Below are 21038 nucleotides of genomic sequence, written 5' to 3'. Positions count from 1 at the left end.
GAAAAAAATATAAATACTTTAGTCCAAGTCCTTGACAGGCAGAGACTTGCCCAAGTATAATACTAGACGGTATTGTTTACCCCACTATAGAGCCCCGGAAACTCAATAGTTACCGTAAACAAGAAGAAGAAATTGGAGGAAAACATCGTGCGTCAAACATATATGGCTAAAAAGAACGAAGTTGAACGCAAATGGGTTATGCTAGATGCGACTGATATTCCATTAGGTCGTTTATCTACTGTAGCTGCATCTATCCTACGTGGTAAGAACAAACCAAGCTTTACTCCCCATGTAGATACCGGAGATTTCGTAATTATTATTAATGCAGACAAAGTAGCTCTAACAGGAGATAAAGCTACTGATAAAATGTACCACCGTCACTCAGGACATCCAGGCGGATTAACTTCCATTCCAGCAGGTGAAATGCGTGCTAAGAACTCACCACGCCTTGTTGAATTATCTGTTAAAGGAATGCTTCCAGACACCCGCTTAGGACGCAAACAATTCCACAAGCTATTTGTCTATGCTGGTGCTGATCACAAACATGCAGCTCAAAAACCAGAATTACTAGACATCAACACATTAATTTAAGGAGGGAAATAAATAAATGGCTAAAGTTCAATATTTAGGTACAGGTCGTCGTAAAAATGCCACAGCCCGCGTTCGTTTAGTTCCAGGAACTGGAAAATATACGATCAACGGTAAATCATTAGAAGAATATGTTCCCTTCGCTCACTTACACGTGGTTATGAACCAACCATTCGCAGTTACCGAAACTATGGGAACTTATGACATCTTGGTGAACGTCCAAGGTGGCGGTGTCTCAGGACAAGCCGGCGCAATCCGTCACGGAATCGCTCGTGCCCTACTTAATGTAGATCCAGACTTTCGTTCAGCCCTTAAGACAGCTGGTTTACTTACCCGTGACCCACGTATGGTTGAACGTAAGAAACCAGGCCGTAAGAAAGCCCGTAAGAGCTCACAATTCTCAAAACGTTAGTACAACAGCCGTTCGAGCAGAGCGAGTTACGGATGTATTTGGGGACGGAGATTTCGTCAGAAATCGAGTACCAATCATATTATTTACAAGGATCAGTCCGAGTGGCTGGTCTTTTTTATTTGTTTAAAACTCTTCTGATTAGTTACAAATATCACAATTGAGTTTTAAAAACAATAAATTCCCTTTGAAAAAGGCAATAAATTTTTTAAAAAACATTGATAAAAAAATCACAAGAAATTATAATAGTTACTGAAGGTAGCTAATATGAAAGGGGGAATTTTTTGGACATTATCAACTTGATGAAGCAGTTCGATTTTTCAGAGAGTGAGACGAAAGTTTATTTAACCTTACTTCAGAATGGCATTTTATCAGGCTATGAAACAGCAAGACTATCAGGTGTCGCCCGCTCGAAAGTCTATGGCGTCTTGGCTAACTTAGTCAGCAAAGGGGTCGTCAGAGTTAATAATCAGGATAAAGTATCTTATTATCAGGCGGAATCCAGTGAATTCTTAATTGAGAAATTAAGATTAAATACGGAGAAAGCCTTACGCGATCTATCGTTAGCTACCAACTTTTTCCAACCGAATGAATTTAATGATCAATTGTGGCATATGTCAGATTATCAAGCTATTTTATTAAAAACTCAGCAGATGATTGAACAGGCTGAAGAAGAGATTTTACTTCATATCTGGGTTGAAGATTTAACTGATCAGCTCCAAGAAATTCTATTAAGAAAAGAAAAAGCTGGGCTAAAAATTGTAATCATTCTTTTTGACCCGGACAAAAAATATGCCTTCTCAAAGAAAATGAAAAATTGTTATATCCATGGTTTTGAAGAAGAGAAACTTGAAGAACGCCATCAAACACGATGGATTAACTTAGCCGTCGATAATCAGGAAATGATTTACGCCAGTATCAAAGATTGTTTGACTGCTGAGGCGACTTATACGTCTAATAAAAGCTTTGTCTTTTTCTCGAGAGAATATGTACAACATGATGCTTATTGCTTGCGTATTGAAGAGAAAGCCATGCCTGAGTTAAAAGCTATTTTTGGTGAGAATTTAATTGGCATTCGAGATATTTTTAAGAGTTTTGAATAAGAAAGGAGCATTAACGTGCTTGTAAACATCATTTTAACTTTAATTGTGATTGTGAATGGCTTATTTGTTTATAGTTTTATCAAAGATCTTAAGTTACATTGGTCAGAATTGAAGGATGAACCAGGAAATCCAATCACGATGTTCATTAGTCAATTTATTATTTATTTCTTGTCCACCTTTGGTATTTCAGACTTTGCTATTGGTGCAGCCTTATATCCAAAAATGAAATGGGTCAATGCTAAGCGGCTTCCCGGAACCTTAAACACGGCCTGTGTTATCCCAGTAGCTACCATGGCGCTGGCTTATATTACCTCGATTGAAGTTGCATTGCCAACTTTGATCGTGGCTATTGTAGCTCAAGTTATAGGAGCCTATATCAGTCCGAAGTTCGTTGTTAAATTACCCGCAAGAACGATTAAATATCTTGTATCAATTGGTTTATTTGTCGCTGCTGCTGTGATTCTAGCTGGGAAATTTGGTTGGATGCCAGCAGGAGGAACAGCGACAGGCTTAACGGGTTGGAAGTTAGTGGTGCTAGGAATTGGTAGTTTTATTTTCGGTGCCTTTAATAATATGGGTATCGGTTCTTATGCATTAACCATGGCTACTGTCTTTGCTTTGGGACTTGATCCAAGAATTGCATTCCCAATCATGATGGGTGCTTGTACTTTCTCGGTCCCTGTTGGCTCCATGCAATTTATTAAATTAGATGCTTATTCACGGAAGATTACCCTCTTCTCTGCAACGGCTGGAGTGATTGGGGTCTTGATAGCCGTATTTATTGTAAAGAGTCTTGATGTATCCATCTTACAATGGGTAGTGGTCGCAGTGATTTTGTATTCAGCTTTGAGCCTTTTGTCAAGTTTGCGTCAGAGTGAAGAAGAATAATTAATAATCCAAGGACTTTACTTTAAGTTTATAATCTAAAGGCTTATGATAAAGATAGCCAGCTTGGGACAGATGAATGATATTCAGATTTATTCAAGGAGGATAATTAATGAAAATTCGTGTACTTAATGAAAGTGATATGAAGCAAGTCATGACCATGGGGGAAGCCATTGAGGCAGATAAAGAAGCACTTCGCTTATATTCAGAAGGCAAGTCTAATATCCCATTGCGCACCAATATTGACGTCACTGCTTATCAAGGGCAAAATTTATACATGCCTGGCTTAGCTGGGGATGCGGCCGGTATTAAGATTGTTTCCGTCTACCCTAATAATATTAAACAAGGAATCAATTCTGTACCGGCAACCATGATTATGTTAAATGAAAAGACCGGAGAAGTCTCCGCCCTAATGGACGGAACATACTTAACACGTCTACGGACGGGCGCTATTTCAGGAGCGGCAACGGACCTATTAGCCCGTCAAGATGCTAAGGTATTCGCCTTATTCGGTACTGGGGGTCAAGCGCAATATCAACTTGAAGCTATATTGACCGTTAGAAAGATTGAGAAAGTCTGGGTCTACGATATTGATTTGGATCGAGCTAAAGATTTTGCGCATAGAATGAATGAACTCTTTGGCGAGCGTTTTGAGGTAAGCATTCAGGCGGCTAGCTCACCAACTGAAGCCGTCCAAGATGCAGATATTATTACCACAGTTACCACCACTAAGACGCCGGTCTTTGATCTGGCCGATATTAAAGCTGGAGTTCATATTAATGGAGTCGGATCATATACCCCTGAAATGCAAGAACTTCCAGAAGAAATATTCGGTCAGGCGGGCAAGATATATCTTGATACGCGTGATGGCGTATTAAATGAATCAGGTGATTTGATAAATCCTTTAAAAGCTGGAATTATCCAAGAAAGTGATATTACCGGTGAATTAGGTGAATTGGTAGCTGATAAGACTGTGGGTAGACAAACAGACGACGAGATAACCATTTTTAAAACGACAGGTTCTGCTGTTTTAGATATCGTGGTCGCCAAAGCGATTTATGAACAAGCCCTCGTCAAAAATATTGGTCAAGATATTGAGATGTAGGCTCAATCATCTGAAACTCAATTCTTTATTTGAATAGAGCAAAGCAATCCTGCGGGGTTGCTTTTTATTTGCTTAAGAGGAATATTTTTGAAACACATCGTCGAAGTATCGAAGATTATTTCTCAGCATATCATTCAATAAATTTAAATTACGTTTTATAGATTGAATTTGCTACAATAGGGAGGATAGGAGGTGGGAAATGAAGACGAGTGTGTTTCGCTATATCATTTTATTGTTGGGTTTAGTTCAAATAATTGTGTCCAGTTCAGTCAAACTCAACTGGCAGACCACGATTCTTATCTTGTTCTTGCTTTTAGCCTTCCAATTACATTGGTATTTAATTCACTCAAATCGATTAAAAGTCGGAATGCTCTTTATTATTCAAGCTTTGATATATGCGATCTTCCTTCAATTCAAGGCTTTCCCCCAGATATTGATTGGATTGAGTCTCTTTGAAGCTTTCCTAGCGTTGAGCCAACCTTATTTTCTATCTTACAGTTTGTTGAATATACTGGCCTTAGCCATCATTGCTTTTTATTTTCCTTTGGGACAGGTTTTACCTTCGTTTCTTTTTTTAATGGCACTGGTTTTAGCTTTGTTGTTTTTCCGGCCTTATCTGCGACAATATCGCGAATTGAAAGAAGAACATTTTGAGAACATCAAGCAAGCTGACCAATGGCAAGCGGATTCCCAAACCATGCAGAATCATATCAACTTAATGCGTGAACTTTATGTCAGCAAAGAACGCAATCGAATTTCGCGCGATATCCATGATTCGGTCGGTCATGTCTTAACCACGATTATTGTGCAATTAGGAGCTATCGCCAAGCTTAGCGAAGACAGTTCTCCACAGGCTTCTGCGATGGCTGAACATCTGCGAGCTTTTGCCCAATCAGGAATGCAAGAAGTCAGACAGATTGTTCATCAAATGAAACCCGACGATTATCAGGACTATGCTTTTACTGCGCGCATCGAAGGACTGACCAAGGAATTTCAAGAATTAACCAAGATTGCAGTATTAATTAATCGTAATCCAAGTCGTTGGCAACTAACTACAGCAATGGAAGAGGTAGTTATCCGTGCTGTTCAGGAGTTTTTAGCCAATAGCAACAAGCATGCTCAAGCGGATCAAATTCGGATTAACGAACATTATACAGATTTAGAATATATTCTGACCCTGAAGGATAATGGCCAGGGTGCCCAAAAAATTGTGCCCCATATGGGATTAATGGGCTTGGAAGAACGAATTCATGCCTTAGGTGGGAAAGTAAGCTTTACCACTAGCCCAGGTCGGGGTTTTCAGACACGCATTGTATTGAAACGAGGAGATACACTTGATTAAATTAATGATCGTTGATGATGAGATGCTGATTCGTTCCGGTTTAGCGATTTTATTATCTAGTTTTACAGATATTGAAGTGGTGGCAGAGACCGCGAACGGTCAAGAAGCACTCGACTGTCTGCAGAAACACGCAGTAGATGTGATCCTCATGGATGTCCAGATGCCAGTGATGGATGGCATTGAAGCTACCCGACAAATAAAAAACTTGTATCCTGAGATTAAAATTATTATTTTAACAACTTTTCAAGATATGGAATATATCTCCCAGGCCATGCAATTAGGAGCTTCTGGATATTTGTTAAAGGATTCCAGTCATCAGGATATCTATGATGGTATTAAATTATCTTTGTCAAATAAATTAGTATTGGATCAGGGTGTCAGCGATAAAATTATCAAGCTAGACTCAGTGCAACCCCAATCAGAACGGCTTGACCAATATCAGTTAACCCCCAAAGAAATTCAAATTTTGGAGTATTTGGCTCAGGGCTTAAATAATAAAGAAATTGCCGAGGCGATGTTTCTTTCTGAAGGGACCATTAAGAATAATGTCTCGTATCTGTTGACTAAGCTGAATTTACGAGATCGTACCCAATTAGCCATCTTTGCCTTTAAACATGGTCTGGCCCAAGACTGAATCAGTTAAATCTAGACTAAAAATACGGCTATTCCAGGAGTTTATAGCTTTGAAATCGAATGAATGACTTTTTACATAAAGTAGGATTTAAATAATCGTGACTTTAGTCATGCCATATCGTGACTTTTACGACTAGGTTCGCCTAGTCGTTTTTTCTATAATGGAGTTGTAAATAAGAGGAGGGGTTCTCGATGAGTCAAGTACAGATTAATAATATCTTTAAACGGTATGGTAAACAGGAAGTCCTTTCAAATGTGTCGCTAATGATTGAATCTGGCGAACGTTTCGGTTTAATCGGGCCGAATGGGGCTGGTAAATCAACCTTAATTGATATTCTAACCGGCTTAGTCGCTGCTGATTCAGGAGATATTTATGTAGATGGTCTAGAATTAAAGAAGAACTTGGTTCAAATTCGCCAGAATATTGGTTTAGTGCCGCAAGAGATTGCACTCTTAGAAGACGTAGATGCCCGATCGAATTTAGAATATTTTGGTGTATTGTATGGCCTATCGGGCAAAGTACTCAGAACACGAATTGATGAAGCACTAGAGGTTACCGGTTTAACAGACCACCTTAAAAAAGCCACCAAAACTTTCTCCGGCGGGATGAAACGGCGCCTAAATATTGCCGCAGCCATCTTACATCATCCTAAACTGCTAATATTAGATGAGCCGACCGTAGGTGTTGATCCACAATCACGTAATAAAATCTTTGAATTTGTTAAATTTATGAATGAGAATTATCAAACAACCGTCCTGTATACTTCACACTACATGGAAGAGATTGAAGCACTCACTGAGCGGCTATTTATTCTCGACCAAGGTAAACAAGTGGCTTATGGAACACAGGACGAGATTAAAGCCATGGTTCAAGACACCGTAAAATGGCGATTAGAATTGGCAAAAGCACCCAGTGACTTAGCAGAAAACTTGCAAGCAAAGATTGCCGGCATTGAACAATTGCAGGCAGAATTCAATCGCTTTGATTTAGTGGTCGATCCCAGTCAGTTTAAAGTGAGTGCATTAATTGATTTTATTCACGATCGTCACTTGGAATTAATCGCGCTAGCTAAAGTAGAATTAAGTTTAGAAGAAGCCTTCTTGCAGTTAACTGGCAAGCGTCTTCGAGATAAATAGGAGGGAGCAAGATGCAAAAATATTTTGCCTATCTGAAGAATGATTTTGTCCTAGCATTTAAGAGTTGGCAGAAAGTCATAATTTTATACTTATTCTTACCCATCTGTTTGATGGCCATAATGACGCTTTCGATGTCTTCAGTATTTCAAGCGGAATCTACAGACATTGAGCTGCCTCTGGCTATTGAAAATCTTGATCAGGGGCACTTAGGCAAGTCATTACAAAGTTATTTAGCCCAAGAGCCGTTGAAAGAATACTTTCAACTTGAGGAAGATGCAGCCATTAAAATCGTGATTCCTAAGAATTTCTCGGCCAATCCAGCTCAAGAAAACATTGAAATCATCACTTCAGGCAAGTACTCACAAATCGATTTAAGCCTGGTCAAGAATTTCATGCAATCTTGGCACCAGACCATCATTGACCAGCAAAACCTAGCCAAAGAAACTCAGCAGTTAGAAGGTCAGCAGGCTGAAGCCTTTAACAAGAAATTAGCAGCATTGAACCAGAGTTACCAACAAGATTTCGTAAGTTTTCAAGCAATGCAAACGACTCCATCACTGAAGGCGGTTGAATATTACTTTGTGGTAGCGATTCTCTATATTTGTATGATTGGTATGAATGCCTCCACGACCTTTGTCATTAAGGATGACTTCAAAGGATTAAATAAACGATTAGCGATTGTGCCTCTTAATCAATGGCAGAAAACGTTCTTTAATTGGTCGTCCAATACTTTGCAGATAACCTTCTTTTCCATATTACTGATGATCCTGGTCAGCTTTTATCCTGCTTTTACTATTAATACGTTGTGGAAATTAATTCCTTGGATGTTAGTCTATGCCGGACTTTTTATTGGATTGGGCCAAGTATTAAGTCAAATCGGTTCGAAGATGGCGGTGATGGTCAGTGTTCAAGTGATTTCTCTGCTATTTGCTTTCGTTGGCATTGTGCCCATGGGCGATATAATTGGCGGGGAATTCGGCCAAATATTCAAACAAAATTGGGGTCAGAAATTATTCTTCCAACCCATGCAGGATATTCTCTTAGGGCATCATGTCTTCGAACATGGTTCAATTTACCTTATATTACTTGGGCTTGTGTTCATTTTAGTATTACTGAATTACCTAATTTCTCGACGAAAGGCGGTGGCGTAGATGCGAATTTTTCGGCAATTATGTATTTTTCATCTCAAACGCATTCTAAAGAATCCGAAACTGCTATTATTAATCATTTTTCCAGTAGTGACGGTATCCTTTATGGCCTTTTTGATGGCCAGTCGGAGTAATCAGAGTACGGGCGACTTCGTCATTGACAGTCAGTCGGAATATTTCAATCAGAAGGTTTATCCAAAGTTATTGAAAGAACATCAACAAGCCTTGGTCAATAGTGAAAATCAACTAGCCGCCTTAGAACAAAAAGAAATTTCTATTATCTATCAGATTCCACAAGACTTTGAATCGACGGGACGAATTATTGCTCAGTCATTAGAAGGAGACGTTGAAGACCAGTATTTTCAAGAAGATGTCCACAAGCAATGGTATCAGCAACGCCAAGATGATCTATACCAGACCTTTGGCTTGAGTCAGAATCGGCAACAAGCTCCCGAAATTAAAGTCCAAGAAGAACGGGCTGCTTTTTCAGTCATGATGTTGATGATTTTATTCATGATCTTTTACTTCATGTATCTGAATGCTTCGATCCTATCAGGTGATTTATTGAAGATGAAATTAAGTCAAGTTCTGAAACGGTCAATTGTTTCAGAAGCCTCAAATTGGATGATTATGGCTAGTCTGCTCCTAACGTATGGTTTTCTATTATTAGTGGCAAATCTCGTTTCAATTTTCGCATTGACTCAAATTTTCCAAGTAGAGATGAATAATTTGGGACTGATGATTGCTTTACTGGCTGCTAATATAATCTTTGTCTTAGGTTATATCATGGCCCTCTTTAGAGTCTTTAAATCGGTTGAAGTCTTACAAAGTATTTGTGTTGTCATAGGTATCGCTTTTGTCTTCTTACCCATGTTTGCCGATCAATTTGGCATGGAATATTTAGGGGTCATCTCACCTTTCTATTGGGTACTTAAGGGATTGGAATACTCAACATTCTGGCCTTATGGTTGGATTATCATCTTGATGGGTCTGGTTCTTTTTACAGCGGGATCCATTAAATTAGAACAACTCGTAGCTCGTGATTAACAGGATTGCAAAAATCCAGAGAATAATAAGGGCTCAATGCTTAGATAAACAAATAGATAGTATGATCCGAGAAAGAAAAGAATGATTCATAAAATTAAGTGTTATCTAATGTTTAATATTGCTTGTATTGACCAACTTGATGGATCAAAGCATAGAATAGAATTGAAAATAAATGATTAACAAACTGAAGTAATTGATGAAGGCTCCTCGGCAATCGCTGAAGGGGCCATTTCTTTTATAAAAAATAGATTACTGAGGAAATATTAGCAGTGATGTTGATGAAAGTGAACGTCTGGTCTGACCGGAAAGTTATAGTCAACGAGTAGAAGGTAGCATCATTTCTGTTTGTAAAACAGAGTCAACGGTTTAAATATATTAAATTATGCTATAATCAAGAGAGATTTATGATGGTGTGGTTGCAATAAAGGAGCATATTGTGTATACGATTGAGGAAGAAATTCAGAGAGAAAAGAAAGCCGAAATCGTGGCTGATATTTTGAGAGATTTGCCAGAATGGTTCGGAATCGAAGAAGCGACACAGTGGTATATAGACAATGCTAAGATTAGTACCTGTTTTGTCGCTTATGATGATCATCTGCCGGTTGGCTTCATCACATTGACGCCAACTAGCCCGGATTGTGCCGAAATTGTCTGCATGGGCGTCAGGAGAGCTTATCACCATCAAGGTATCGGCAGCCAGCTATTTGAGAAAGCTGAAGAATGGTCTGCCAAAGATTATTCTCTGCTCCAAGTTAAGACCGTCGATCAAGGATATTATAAAGAGTACGATGCAACTAATTTATTTTATCAACATTGCGGGTTCAAAAAGCTCGAAGTCTTCCCCGACCTTTGGGACGAACATAACCCATGCTTGGTGTGGGTGAAGCAAGTTAGTTAAATTTAATAGCTTGTGAAGTAATATAGTCAATCATTAAAGTATGATTCAGGAAAGTAGGAACAATTGATGGATGGAAATATTCAGCATTTATTAAATTTTATGCGAGGTCAAAGTAGAATTATTATTCCTGTTTATCAAAGAAATTATGATTGGAAAATAGATAATTGTGAAAGATTATTTTTAGATTTATTAAAGATACATAAAGAGGGTAGAGCCACACACTTCTTTGGTAATATAGTTGTAAAACCCGGAGATAAGAATAATGAAACGATTGTCATCGATGGTCAACAAAGAATAACGAGTGTTTCCTTACTTTTGTTAGCAATCAGTAATTATTTGCATGATAATAACATCACTGATGGAAGATATAGAGAAGATAACATTAAATCAGCCTTTTTGGTTGACGATTTTGCGATGGAAACGTATAAACAGAAACTAGTACCAAATCCAAATGATAAAGAGGCTTATAGAAGTTTATACGGGGATTCAAAGTTTTTATATGAGCCATCAAACATTACCTTAAATTACAAATACTATCTTGAAGAAATAAAAAAATTAAATCTTTATGATATTTCCCTGGAAGCATTAATGCAATCAATTCTTAAACTTCAAGTCATGGTTGTAAATTTAAATTCACCAGATGATGATGCCCAATTAATATTTGAAAGTTTAAACTCAACTGGATTAGAACTATCAGAAGCAGATAAGATCAGAAATTTTCTATTGATGAATGAAGATACAGAGAAGCAAAATTACTATTTCTCAAATTACTGGGAACCTATTGAAAAGAGAACTAAATATGATTTATCAGAATTCTTTCGATACTATTTAACAATTAAGCAAAATTCATTTCCTGTAAAAAGTAGATTGTATGAATCTTTTAAGACATACTTTAATGCAAAGGCTATTTCAAAAGATGTGCTTTTTGATGAACTCAATGACTATGCTTATATCTATGAGCAAATTATTAATAACAGTATCCGTCAAAAGAAAGTTAATCGAATAATTTTTCGCTTAAATTTCTTAGGAGTTAGTGTAGTGAAGCCTTTTTTGATGCAACTCCTATATGAATTTAATAATAATCAACTTTCCGAAGACAACTTACTAGAAATGTTGTCCTTAGTAGAAAGTTACATTGTCCGCAGATTAATTACGGAAACTCCTTCGAGTGGATTAAATAAAATTTTTGCAAGTCTTTACAAGGATTACAGTTCAATCCTAAATAACCCGTGTAAGTACGGTAATCATACTTCGAGAGATATACTTGCATATTTATTGTTGAAAAAAGAAAATACAGGTATTTTTCCAAAGGACATAGATTTTATCAACAGCTTTAGAACCCGCAATTTCTATAATATGAACAAGGATTATCGAACCTATATTTTTGAAAGACTAGAGAATCATAATCATATTGAGGCTTTGAATATATATGAGGGTATCAGTGAGGGACAATATTCTATCGAACATATAATGCCTCAGAAATTATCAGATAGTTGGATTAAAGAACTTGGCGAAGATTATAAACAAATCCATGAAACCTACCTTAATCAAATGGGTAATTTGACATTAACTGGATATAACAGTAAGTATAGTAATTATTCTTTCGATGAGAAAAAATCGATGGAAAAAGGTTATGATGAGAGTCATTTTGTGAATTTAAATCGTATTCCAAAAGAAGTGAGTCAGTGGGGTAAGGATGAAATTAAGCGAAGAACAGAAGAATTACTTGAGATTGCTTTGAAAGTTTGGCCATATCCCACCACTAGTCTTGCAGTCACAAAAGAGGAACCAGAATTATTTATTTACGACGGTGATATGTCATTTTCTAATTATTCACTCAGCGGATATATCTTCCAAGATAAAGGGTACCAACCTACAAGGGTATGGATTGACTTATATATTGATATATTAGGAGAACTTGCAAAAATTGATTATAATCTTTTATTAAGTGTTGCCCAGATTAAAAAAGAAAAAGGTTGGGAGAATTATATCTCAATAGAAGCAGAAAAAGGTTTTGAGAAGGTCACTGAAGGAATTTATGCAAAAAAAGGTATTAATAATGGGGATAAATTTAATGTTATTCAAAAGCTTTTTGATTTGTACCATATTGACTATGACGCCTTGCAGATTGATGCGAGTGATAAAAATACAATTTCGAGATAGATGTAGATTGATTAACATGTTATTTATGGTTAATAAGTTAGTCAGGAGGTTCTCATGCAAAAGCTGGTTATCAAAACATCTTCGCAAATCATGGCCGAGATTGAAGAACATGATAATCTAAGGATTACCACGCCCCAGGCCCTATACCAAATCAAACGTAATCGCCATCAAGAAGATCAGAAGAATGCTTTGCATTGGGTCTTTCTACCAACAATTCTGCAAATGGGATTGTTTGTCTTATATTTTATTTGGCGAAAAGTTGACTTGATCCCGATTTCAGGTCAAACGTCGATGTCACAAGCAACGGTTATTTTAGGGGTTATTGGTGTCTTTGTTTTATTTACGAGTTCCTTTGTTCTCGGTAAGAAGAAGCAGCTAGATTATGTTCGCCGGTTTCCTTGGCGCCATTACCCAGCCTTACTTTTATCACTAATGATTATTACATTAGTAAGTTTGCTGTTTTTCTTTTATTTATTTGATAAATTATTTCACGGTCTGCAGTTGGATATTTATTTAACGAGTGTTATGACTGGTATAATTTTAGGAGTCGTCAATTATGCAGTCTTGTATTTCATCTTCACCATGTCGACAACCAGCTTGACTCAATTATTGACTCGGATGATGGTTGGTGGTGTAGTTATTGCCATCATTACCAATTCGGAAACTTTGTGGTGGCAGCGTCATTTAAGCTTTCTGGGCTCATCCAAAGCTTTGAACGCATGGCAATTCAATCTCACTTTGATTTTATCAGGTTTGTTGATGATTGCTTTGGTTGATTCAATTTTTATCACTTTAGAGAAAGATCTCCCAGCTCACCAAGGATTACGAATATTGCGTTATTTGCTTTATGCGACTGGTTTTAGTCTCGCCATGGTAGGGTTATTTCCATTTGATGGGCCTCGCATTCAACCTTTTCTGCACAATAAATTTGCCGAGCTAATGGTTGTCCTGGTAACTACAATGATGTTTTGCAACCGTTGGCTTTTGCCCAAAAATCACCCTTCCTTTGAATGGCTTTCTTATGGTGTAGCAATATTTCTGGCTGGATTCTATGTCACTTACGAATTTGGCAATTATATAACGCTAACTGCCTTTGAGATCATATCTTTTATGATTGCTTTTATTTGGCTAACCATGCTTTTTAGCCATCTTGACCATGCTTCCTTCCCCGAAACTTTGAATTTAGAGTTAGAATTTGAGTTGGAAGAAAAGGCAAGGGAAACTATATAAATCCAGTTTGAAGGATATAAGATTTTAAGATGGAAATTAACAACCTGCTAAATTTGGCAAAAATCCACTAGACTATAACATTATCAGCTTTCCTCAAAGTTAGATATAATAGAAGGAGAGGAGTGTTTGTATGTCGATTAAAAAATTATTTTTAGTGGCAGCCCCTTTATTGGGTGGTGCTGTGGTTGGAAAATTGACGACGCCTCATGCTAAGGCAGATTACCAAGAATTTAAGCAACCTACTTTTGCTCCCCCTAAAGAAACCTTTGGAATCGTATGGCCTTTATTGTATACGGCCATGGGGATTGCCCGTTGTCTGATTGAAGATGAAGCAGATAAGGAAGACGCGATCGCGAAGTATGATCTTCAACTCGCTCTGAATTATCTCTGGTCCGTTCTTTATTTTAAGTTTAAACTTCGGGGAGCCGCTTTTATTGAAAGTTTTATCTTATTGGCGAGTGTCATAACTACAACCGTTAAATTCTTCGAAAAAAATAAATTAGCGGGTAGTATACTGATTCCTTATGTGGCCTGGTCAGCTTTTGCTACTTATTTAAATGGCGCAACATATCAGTTGAATGAAGACAATCCGAAATATTCGCGTGACAAAATAAAAATCACACCAATAAAAAGAGCGGAATAATTATGGAAAGTATATTCTATTTAACATAGAAAGATGGATTTTTATGTTATTAATGGTCAGATATTGATATTATACAAGCTGATTGTATCCTTCGGACGCAAGATGATAGAAGATAGATGTATCTATCCTCCAATTTTCATGAGATAGATTTTATGAGGAGATAATATGGGAAAACTACAGGCTGTATTTTTTGATTTGGATGGAACATTAGTTGATTCCGAACGAGCATATTTTAATGGATGGAAATATGCTTTTAACAAAGAAAAAATCTCGATGGATGATGAAATACTTAAATCATGGGTCGGTTTAAGTGCGAAGGATACTAGTAAGATTATTTCTAACCATATAGGGAATAGTGAGATAGTACCTATACTTCGTCAACATAGAGAGAATTATTTTAATAAAGTTTTGTCTGAAGGATTTGTTCAAGTAAAGCCATTTGCCTATGAGTTTATGAACATACTGAGACATCAAGGAATAAAATTGTGTCTTGCAACTTCCACTTATCGTGAACGAGGAACTTTAATTTTAGATAGTTTAGGATTGGCTAATTATTTCGATTATAAAATATTTGGTGATCAGGTAGAAAGTTTAAAACCAGCACCAGAAATTTATCAGAAATGTTTAATGCATTTTAATTTATCTTCGGACGAAGCTATTGTTATGGAGGATTCGTGGGCAGGGGTACAAGCAGCTTCGCAATCAAATTTATCAGTATTCCTCATTCCTGATCAATCATTGATTCAAACAGAGGTATTAGTAACTGATTATGTGGTAGGCACATTTGCAGATTTTAAAGAAGTCTATAATGATTTACTAAGAAGAAAGCTAATAAATTAAATCAGACCTTTGCTAGTAAGACTATTCTAGCAAAGGTCTATAATTATTCTATAAAGTTAATCATCAAATTGTTATTGGTTAGTATTATGAATAGAAGCTGTAATTTTTTGTAAGTTTTCTTTAGCAGAAATACCATTATCATTTTCCAAACTTTTTTCAGAAATGATAAATGAACCGCCAACAGCAAGGACGGAATTAAGATTAAGATATTCGATGTAGTTTTCATTAGTCACTCCGCCAGTAGGGACAAAATTAATTTCAGGAAACGGACCAGATAATGCTTTTAAAGCAGCAATACCACCGTAAATATTTGCAGGGAAAAACTTAACGGTATCTAATCCAAGATTTTTGGCTTGAATAATTTCGGTAGGGGTAACTGAGCCGGGAACCACTAAAATATTGTTTTCTAAACAAAACTCAATAACCTCTTCATTGATCCCTGGCATTACAATAAATTTAGCGCCATTATTAATCGCATCTTTTGCTGTCCTTAAATCACAAACGGTTCCAGCTCCAACAATAAGTTTATTAGAAATAGCAAGTTTTTTGATTGCTTGACTGGCTAATTCGCTTCGATAGGCAATTTCAATAAAATTAATTTCATTTTCAACTAGAACATCTTCAAGTAGAGGTAGCATAGAAAGATTAGTTGAAGTATATAGAGGAAGTAATTTTTCGTGTTTAAGCTGTTTTTTTAAGGTGTTCAACCCAAATCATTCCTTTCTTATAAAAATTTGGTAACTTCTAGTGTATGACGAATATTTTCAATATTGGAGTAATTTTCATCTTCATTTAAATACATGATAAGAGTATAGATAATATCTATTACAGTGAGATAGAGAATGCGTGATGTTAAACTTTCGGTTCGGAATTTAGATTCATCGGAAGTAATAATAAACGCTTGGTCAACATACTCAAGGAGGGGGCTTGAAGGATTTCCGGTCAAACAAATAACGGAACAATCTCTGTTTTTTAAAGTTCTAGCAATATTAATAGTTTCAATAGTTTCACCATTATGTGAGAAGAGAAACGCACAATCCCCTTTATTTAGTTTTGTGGCATAACTAAGCTGTATATGGTAATCAGGATTATAGCTACAATTGTAAGTACTGCGCAGAAATTTATGATAAGCATCAAAAGCTACTACAGAAGAGCCACCTTGTCCAAAAAAATGTAAAGCACTCGATGAGTTTACCAGGCTCACAGCATTCTTAATGTCATTTTCTTCTAGATTGTTAACGAGGTTTTTTAATGATTGGATATTAAAAGAAATGATTTTGTGAGCTATTTCCATGGGCGAATCATGAGCAGTAATATCGCTATAGGCTGTTAAAGGACCATTTTGATATTTATTGCTAGTGTTAGTAGCTAATTCAATTTTAAAATTTTGAAAGCCGGAGAAGCCTAATTTTTTTACAAAATTAAATACTGTTGTTTGTGAAATCTCTGATTCCAGAGAGATTTCAGAAATTGTTTTATTGATTAAATCTTCTCCAATGTTCATAAAATAATCAGCCAGCAGATTTTCTGATTTTGAGAAGTTCTTTTTATTTTTCTTAATCAACTGTTTCAAATAAGTATTCGCCATAAACTTATCACCTCCTACAAATATTTCACTTTCATTCTACACTAAAGATATTCTAAAAAAAGAAAAAAATTCTTTTTTGTAAACCTTTACACAAAAAATATTAAGTGATATATTATCTTCAGGTAGGTCCTTTTCTGAAACTAATATCGTGCGTACAAAGGAGGGAGTTTATGAAAAATAACAAGATAGCTATTGTTAATTCCAGTTCCTTCGGAAAAATTTTCCCCAAACATATTAATGAATTAAAAAAAGTTGGATCTGTAGAATTTTTTCAATTTGATCAAAATATTCCAGGTAATGAACTTGCAAAAGCATTAAAAGGGTATAATTATATCATTGCTAGTGTAACGCCTTTTTTTACTAAAGAATTCTTCGAGAATATAGAGGATCTCCGTTTAATTTCTCGCCATGGTATAGGGTATAATAATATAGATTTGGAAGCTGCCGCAAAGCACAATACCATTGTTTCGCTTGTTCCTGCGTTAGTAGAAAGAGATTCTGTTGCCGAACAAACTATTACTAATTTATTAAATCTTATGCGAAAGGTCTGTCTTTCGTATCAGGAAGTAAAAGAAGATAGATGGGAAAACAGGGCAAACTTTGTAGGTCATACACTTTTTAATAAAACAGTTGGCATTATTGGATTAGGTAATACGGGATCCTGTATCGCTGAGACACTTAGAAACGGGTTCAGGTGTGAAGTTATTGCTTATGATCCTAATAAGTCGAAATTAGAAATGCAAATGTCTGGGGTAAAAAAAGTAGACTTAGAAAGCCTTCTAAAGGGTGCCGATGTAATTTGCCTATCTGCAAATTTAACCCAAGAATCTTTACATCTGATTGGAAATAAAGAAGTCGAAATAATGAAAGAAGGTGTTTATATTTCGAATAGTGCCCGTGGTGCCCTTGTGGATGAAGAAGCGATATTATCGGGTCTAGGAACTAAAAAAATCGCAGGCTATGCTACGGATGTATTAGAAACTGAGCCTGGTAGAGCATCACATCCGTTATTAGACTTTCCAAATGTGATTATCACTCCCCATACTGGCGCATATACAATGGAATGTTTGGAAGCCATGGGAAATAAATGTGTAGAAGACGTACTAAAAGTAATGGATGGAAAATTTCCAGTCAGATCTGTCCAATCTCAAAGTATTTATATTAAAAAAGTTTAAATAGGATAGGAGGAGTATTGAAATGCAAACATTGACGATGACACAAAGCCTGATTATTGCTTTATGGACCGCAGCAGTTATGTCAAGATGGTTAGGGGGAGGGGCTACCTTAACTCTACGTTTCTCTCCATTGATGACTGGATTTGTTGTAGGGGTCGTAATGGGAGATATCGCAGGTGCGATGAAAATAACCGCCGCCTTACAATTGATTTATATGGGAGTTTTCTCTCCGGGAGGATCAATGCCATCTGAACCATCCATTGCAGCGGCGATTGCCGTACCAGTAGCTTTACTAGGAAATATGAATCCTGAAGCAGCTGTTGCCGTCGCAGTGCCTGTTGGTTTAATGGGATCATATTTATATCAATTCAGATTTTTTTTAAATACCTTCACTGGTCGTCTTATCGATAAAGCGGTAGAGAAACTTGATGATAGAAGTATTTCTCGAGCAATTATTTTAATTCCTACATTAACTTCATTTATTTTGTTTGTTCCGCTTGTTTTTGTTGCCTTGTATTGGGGAGCACCTGTCATAGCTGATATCATCAGTGGATTAGAAGGTACAGTTGCCATTCATGTTTTAGATGTTTTAGGTGGCGGACTTGCAGCTATCGGTATTGCTACAACGATTTATGTAATTGGTCGAAAAGATTTAATGGTCTTTTTCTTTTTGGCTTATTTCCTAAGTGTTATTTTTAAACCTCTAGAAGTCACGATGGTAACTTATGCAATCTTAGGAGCAATTTGTGCAGGTATATTTATTACCTTAAAAAAACAAAGTCGTTCAGCTTCAGTCGCCACAGATTTTGATGATGACGATGATTTTTAAACGAATGGAGGAAAAATAATGACTAATGTTAATAATTCGAATACACAGGAAATAATTAACCAAAAAGATGTTACCAAAGCCTATTTGCGTTGGCACTTTGCAAATGAAATTCCTCATTCTTTTGATAGATATTTAGCACCATCATTACTTTACGCGATGATGCCTGTATTGAGAAAGTTGTATAAAAATGATGAAGATTTGAAAGCTGCATATAAAAGACAATTGCTCTTTTTTAACACCCAATTGACTTGGGGAGGCGGAGTAATCACTGGATTAATGTCTTCAATGGAGCAAACTCGTGCTCAACAAATTAATAATAATGAGCCAGTAACTATGACCGATGATTTAATGTACAATACCAAAGCTGGGTTAATGGGGGCATTAGCGGGTATTGGTGATGCAATAGATTCAGGTACAGTTCAATATATTTTTATTGCTATCGCAGTTCCATGGGCACAACAAGGGTCTGCAATGGGTGCACTATTTCCTTTTATATGTTTTGCTATTTACCAACTATTAGTTGGATTATTCTTTGCTAAGCAATCTTTCAAAATGGGACGAAATGCTACGAGCTTAATGGCAGACTCAAGTATCCAAAATGTAATTGAATTTTTATCAGTTTTAGGTCTATTTATGATGGGTGTTTTAGCAGGAAGCTATATTAAATTAAGTTCATCATTGACCTTTACAATCTCAGGAAAAGAATTCATTTTCCAAGAGTTATTAGATAAAATATTACCAGGGATTATTCCTTTAGCGACCGTTATGTTTGTATATTGGTTTTATACTAAATATGGTTTGAATGTAATGAAAGCAATGTTGTGGCTAACAGGAATTTTGATCGTATTAGCTATAACTGGGATTTTATAATAAAGGAGCGCTTAGAGAATGGGAGAAGTTAACTTAGCTAGAGTGGATGAAAGACTTATTCATGGTCAAGTCATGATTACATTATCTCAACGAAAAGGAGTAAATTCGATATTTGTTGTTGACGATGTTGTGGCTAAGGATAAATTTATGAAAGACTTGTATAAATCTGCTGGTGGGCGGACTGGTCAAAAAACCATTGTGATGACAACAGATAAAGCAAAATTTTATTGGGATGAATTCAAATTTAAAGATTACTCAGCGATATTAATCTGTAAAACGATTGATGTGATATATGAACTAGTGAAATATGGTATCCCTATGAAAGAGTTGAATTTAGGAGGAATTGCTCAAAAAAATTCAACCGATAAACAAGTAACGAAAACAGTTTATTTAAATCAAGCAGATGCAGAAAAGTTAAAAGATTTGCATGAAAATTTTGGCGTTGAAGACATCTATTTTCAGTCAACCCCCTCTGCAGAAAAAACTTCACTAGAGACTGTTCTTTCAATGTTTAATTTATAGATGGTGATGAATATGGAATTAGATTTGCAAACAGAGGATTTAATAATTCGATATAATTATATTTTAGGTAAGCGCAAAACTGACAAACAAAAAAGTAGATTTATAAGAAGTTTGCTCTCAGATCTCAGTCGAATTCGTGATGATATTAGAGTGATTGAAGCACAGGATATAAACAATAAGTCTACAATCAGTCGAAATATTTATGTTGGTGATGTTAAAAATGCTGAATTAATTATATCCAGTTATTATGATACTCCAGCCGCTCATCTAGGACCATATTCTTTTTTTGACGAAAAAAATCAGCTTGAAAAGACTCTTTTATTCAATGCTATATTTTCTGTTTTATTTATTATTTTAGGAATTCTTTTTACGATATTTGTTACTATCCCAGTTTTCAATCAGTCTAATGTATCTCCGGTATCAATGTGCTTGGTTATTCTGGTATATTTCTCTCTGTCATGGTCTATTGGTCATTTCTCCTCAGGGATAGCTCGTTCAAAAAATCTCGTTCGCAATACAGTAGCGATTATTTGGATGATTAATATGATTAAAGTTTATCATGGCAAAGAATATGCCTTTGCCTTTTTAGATAATGGGGTAACAAATAATCATGGGTTAGAAGCTTTGAATTCCGCAGTAAAATCTTCAGCAAAAATTGTTTATTTAGATTCGATAGCTACTAAAGAAAAACTATGGATAAAACAAGATGAAACCATAACTAATTTCAGATGTGACAAATTGATAAAGGGAATAAATTATATTTTTTCAGCTATAAAAGAAAAAGATAAATATTTTTTGCCACGAAGAATTATTGACTTACAAGAAATCGAAGATGAAAATTTAAATATCATTGAGAGTTTTTTATTTCAATAAGGAGGTTCAA

At 36.0% G+C, this 21038-nt stretch carries 22 protein-coding genes; 20 read left to right on the top strand and 2 right to left on the bottom strand.

The annotated features are described in order from the left end of the window. The first annotated feature begins 147 nt into the window (after nt 1-147). The 15 genes from rplM to M0R79_RS08080 all read left to right on the top strand — a co-directional run bounded on the left by rplM (nt 148) and on the right by M0R79_RS08080 (nt 15171). A complete protein-coding gene (gene rplM, locus M0R79_RS08150; RefSeq protein ID WP_310795409.1) occupies nt 148-591 on the top strand; it encodes a 50S ribosomal protein L13 in 444 nt (147 codons plus the stop codon). 16 nt (nt 592-607) lie between these two features. Beyond that, nucleotides 608-1000 (top strand): 30S ribosomal protein S9, encoded by a 393-nt coding sequence (rpsI, locus tag M0R79_RS08145; protein ID WP_092572323.1) that lies wholly within the window; start codon nt 608-610, stop codon nt 998-1000. 299 nt (nt 1001-1299) lie between these two features. Continuing rightward, complete coding sequence (locus M0R79_RS08140; protein WP_259560523.1) at nt 1300-2100, top strand: TrmB family transcriptional regulator; 801 nt, start codon at nt 1300-1302, stop codon at nt 2098-2100. A 15-nt stretch (nt 2101-2115) separates the two neighbouring features. Further along, nucleotides 2116-2988: a sulfite exporter TauE/SafE family protein gene (locus M0R79_RS08135; protein ID WP_092572625.1), complete on the top strand. Its 873-nt coding sequence runs from the start codon at nt 2116-2118 to the stop codon at nt 2986-2988. 115 nt (nt 2989-3103) lie between these two features. Continuing rightward, entirely contained in the window at nt 3104-4090 is a 987-nt protein-coding gene (locus M0R79_RS08130) for an ornithine cyclodeaminase family protein (protein WP_248417169.1), read from the top strand. Between the two features lie 199 nt (nt 4091-4289). Beyond that, complete coding sequence (locus M0R79_RS08125; protein ID WP_248417123.1) at nt 4290-5432, top strand: sensor histidine kinase; 1143 nt, start codon at nt 4290-4292, stop codon at nt 5430-5432. Further along, on the top strand, nt 5425-6066 hold the full coding sequence (locus tag M0R79_RS08120) for a response regulator transcription factor (protein WP_248417124.1): 642 nt from the start codon (nt 5425-5427) through the stop codon (nt 6064-6066). Before M0R79_RS08125 ends, M0R79_RS08120 begins: the two co-directional genes overlap by 8 nt. 191 nt (nt 6067-6257) lie before the next feature. Continuing rightward, nucleotides 6258-7202, top strand: coding sequence for an ABC transporter ATP-binding protein (locus M0R79_RS08115; protein ID WP_092572628.1), 945 nt, complete (start codon nt 6258-6260; stop codon nt 7200-7202). An 11-nt stretch (nt 7203-7213) separates the two neighbouring features. Beyond that, nucleotides 7214-8353, top strand: a complete 1140-nt coding sequence (locus M0R79_RS08110) for an ABC transporter permease (protein WP_092572629.1) — start codon at nt 7214-7216, stop codon at nt 8351-8353. Beyond that, nucleotides 8354-9397 (top strand): ABC transporter permease, encoded by a 1044-nt coding sequence (locus tag M0R79_RS08105; protein WP_248417125.1) that lies wholly within the window; start codon nt 8354-8356, stop codon nt 9395-9397. A 436-nt stretch (nt 9398-9833) separates the two neighbouring features. Beyond that, nucleotides 9834-10295, top strand: a complete 462-nt coding sequence (locus tag M0R79_RS08100; protein WP_248417126.1) for a GNAT family N-acetyltransferase — start codon at nt 9834-9836, stop codon at nt 10293-10295. A 66-nt stretch (nt 10296-10361) separates the two neighbouring features. Continuing rightward, complete coding sequence (locus tag M0R79_RS08095) at nt 10362-12458, top strand: DUF262 domain-containing protein (protein WP_248417127.1); 2097 nt, start codon at nt 10362-10364, stop codon at nt 12456-12458. Nucleotides 12459-12512: 54 nt separating this feature from the next. Further along, nucleotides 12513-13688, top strand: coding sequence for a DUF998 domain-containing protein (locus tag M0R79_RS08090; protein ID WP_248417128.1), 1176 nt, complete (start codon nt 12513-12515; stop codon nt 13686-13688). A gap of 130 nt (nt 13689-13818) precedes the next feature. Continuing rightward, nucleotides 13819-14331 (top strand): TspO/MBR family protein, encoded by a 513-nt coding sequence (locus M0R79_RS08085; protein ID WP_248417129.1) that lies wholly within the window; start codon nt 13819-13821, stop codon nt 14329-14331. A gap of 165 nt (nt 14332-14496) precedes the next feature. After that, complete coding sequence (locus M0R79_RS08080; protein ID WP_248417130.1) at nt 14497-15171, top strand: HAD family hydrolase; 675 nt, start codon at nt 14497-14499, stop codon at nt 15169-15171. Nucleotides 15172-15242: 71 nt separating this feature from the next. Here M0R79_RS08080 and M0R79_RS08075 read toward each other — a convergent pair whose 3' ends face one another. Beyond that, nucleotides 15243-15878 (bottom strand): bifunctional 4-hydroxy-2-oxoglutarate aldolase/2-dehydro-3-deoxy-phosphogluconate aldolase, encoded by a 636-nt coding sequence (locus M0R79_RS08075; protein WP_248417131.1) that lies wholly within the window; start codon nt 15876-15878, stop codon nt 15243-15245. A 17-nt stretch (nt 15879-15895) separates the two neighbouring features. Then, a complete protein-coding gene (locus M0R79_RS08070; protein ID WP_248417132.1) occupies nt 15896-16759 on the bottom strand; it encodes a MurR/RpiR family transcriptional regulator in 864 nt (287 codons plus the stop codon). A gap of 170 nt (nt 16760-16929) precedes the next feature. Between M0R79_RS08070 and M0R79_RS08065 the strand changes: the two genes are divergently transcribed. The 5 genes from M0R79_RS08065 to M0R79_RS08045 are packed head-to-tail and all read left to right on the top strand — an operon-like array spanning nt 16930 to nt 21028. Further along, on the top strand, nt 16930-17934 hold the full coding sequence (locus tag M0R79_RS08065; RefSeq protein WP_248417133.1) for a D-isomer specific 2-hydroxyacid dehydrogenase family protein: 1005 nt from the start codon (nt 16930-16932) through the stop codon (nt 17932-17934). 22 nt (nt 17935-17956) lie between these two features. Continuing rightward, nucleotides 17957-18763 (top strand): PTS sugar transporter subunit IIC, encoded by an 807-nt coding sequence (locus M0R79_RS08060; RefSeq protein WP_248417134.1) that lies wholly within the window; start codon nt 17957-17959, stop codon nt 18761-18763. Nucleotides 18764-18781: 18 nt separating this feature from the next. Next, nucleotides 18782-19633 carry a PTS system mannose/fructose/sorbose family transporter subunit IID gene (locus tag M0R79_RS08055; protein WP_248417135.1) on the top strand — a complete coding sequence of 284 codons (852 nt, stop codon included), beginning with the start codon at nt 18782-18784 and terminating at the stop codon, nt 19631-19633. 18 nt (nt 19634-19651) lie between these two features. Beyond that, nucleotides 19652-20155, top strand: coding sequence for a PTS sugar transporter subunit IIB (locus M0R79_RS08050; protein ID WP_248417136.1), 504 nt, complete (start codon nt 19652-19654; stop codon nt 20153-20155). Between the two features lie 12 nt (nt 20156-20167). Beyond that, complete coding sequence (locus M0R79_RS08045; protein WP_248417137.1) at nt 20168-21028, top strand: hypothetical protein; 861 nt, start codon at nt 20168-20170, stop codon at nt 21026-21028. Nucleotides 21029-21038: the final 10 nt, after the last annotated feature.

It is taken from the genome of Ignavigranum ruoffiae (assembly GCF_023195815.2).
Taxonomy (GTDB): Bacteria; Bacillota; Bacilli; order Lactobacillales; family Aerococcaceae; genus Ignavigranum; species Ignavigranum ruoffiae.
This window is presented reverse-complemented; position numbering and strand designations above follow the sequence as displayed.

Bases quoted from the DNA above. Each gene is read 5' to 3' on its own strand.
- M0R79_RS08095 (WP_248417127.1), top strand. From the start codon at position 10,362: ATGGATGGAAATATTCAGCATTTATTAAATTTTATGCGAGGTCAAAGT.
- M0R79_RS08125 (WP_248417123.1), top strand. From the start codon at position 4,290: ATGAAGACGAGTGTGTTTCGCTATATCATTTTATTGTTGGGTTTAGTT.
- M0R79_RS08090 (WP_248417128.1), top strand. From the start codon at position 12,513: ATGCAAAAGCTGGTTATCAAAACATCTTCGCAAATCATGGCCGAGATT.
- M0R79_RS08050 (WP_248417136.1), top strand. From the start codon at position 19,652: ATGGGAGAAGTTAACTTAGCTAGAGTGGATGAAAGACTTATTCATGGT.
- M0R79_RS08110 (WP_092572629.1), top strand. From the start codon at position 7,214: ATGCAAAAATATTTTGCCTATCTGAAGAATGATTTTGTCCTAGCATTT.
- M0R79_RS08085 (WP_248417129.1), top strand. From the start codon at position 13,819: ATGTCGATTAAAAAATTATTTTTAGTGGCAGCCCCTTTATTGGGTGGT.
- M0R79_RS08140 (WP_259560523.1), top strand. From the start codon at position 1,300: ATGAAGCAGTTCGATTTTTCAGAGAGTGAGACGAAAGTTTATTTAACC.
- M0R79_RS08080 (WP_248417130.1), top strand. From the start codon at position 14,497: ATGGGAAAACTACAGGCTGTATTTTTTGATTTGGATGGAACATTAGTT.
- M0R79_RS08115 (WP_092572628.1), top strand. From the start codon at position 6,258: ATGAGTCAAGTACAGATTAATAATATCTTTAAACGGTATGGTAAACAG.
- M0R79_RS08045 (WP_248417137.1), top strand. From the start codon at position 20,168: ATGGAATTAGATTTGCAAACAGAGGATTTAATAATTCGATATAATTAT.
- M0R79_RS08055 (WP_248417135.1), top strand. From the start codon at position 18,782: ATGACTAATGTTAATAATTCGAATACACAGGAAATAATTAACCAAAAA.
- M0R79_RS08105 (WP_248417125.1), top strand. From the start codon at position 8,354: ATGCGAATTTTTCGGCAATTATGTATTTTTCATCTCAAACGCATTCTA.
- M0R79_RS08070 (WP_248417132.1), bottom strand. From the start codon at position 16,759: ATGGCGAATACTTATTTGAAACAGTTGATTAAGAAAAATAAAAAGAAC.
- M0R79_RS08060 (WP_248417134.1), top strand. From the start codon at position 17,957: ATGCAAACATTGACGATGACACAAAGCCTGATTATTGCTTTATGGACC.
- M0R79_RS08065 (WP_248417133.1), top strand. From the start codon at position 16,930: ATGAAAAATAACAAGATAGCTATTGTTAATTCCAGTTCCTTCGGAAAA.
- rpsI (WP_092572323.1), top strand. From the start codon at position 608: ATGGCTAAAGTTCAATATTTAGGTACAGGTCGTCGTAAAAATGCCACA.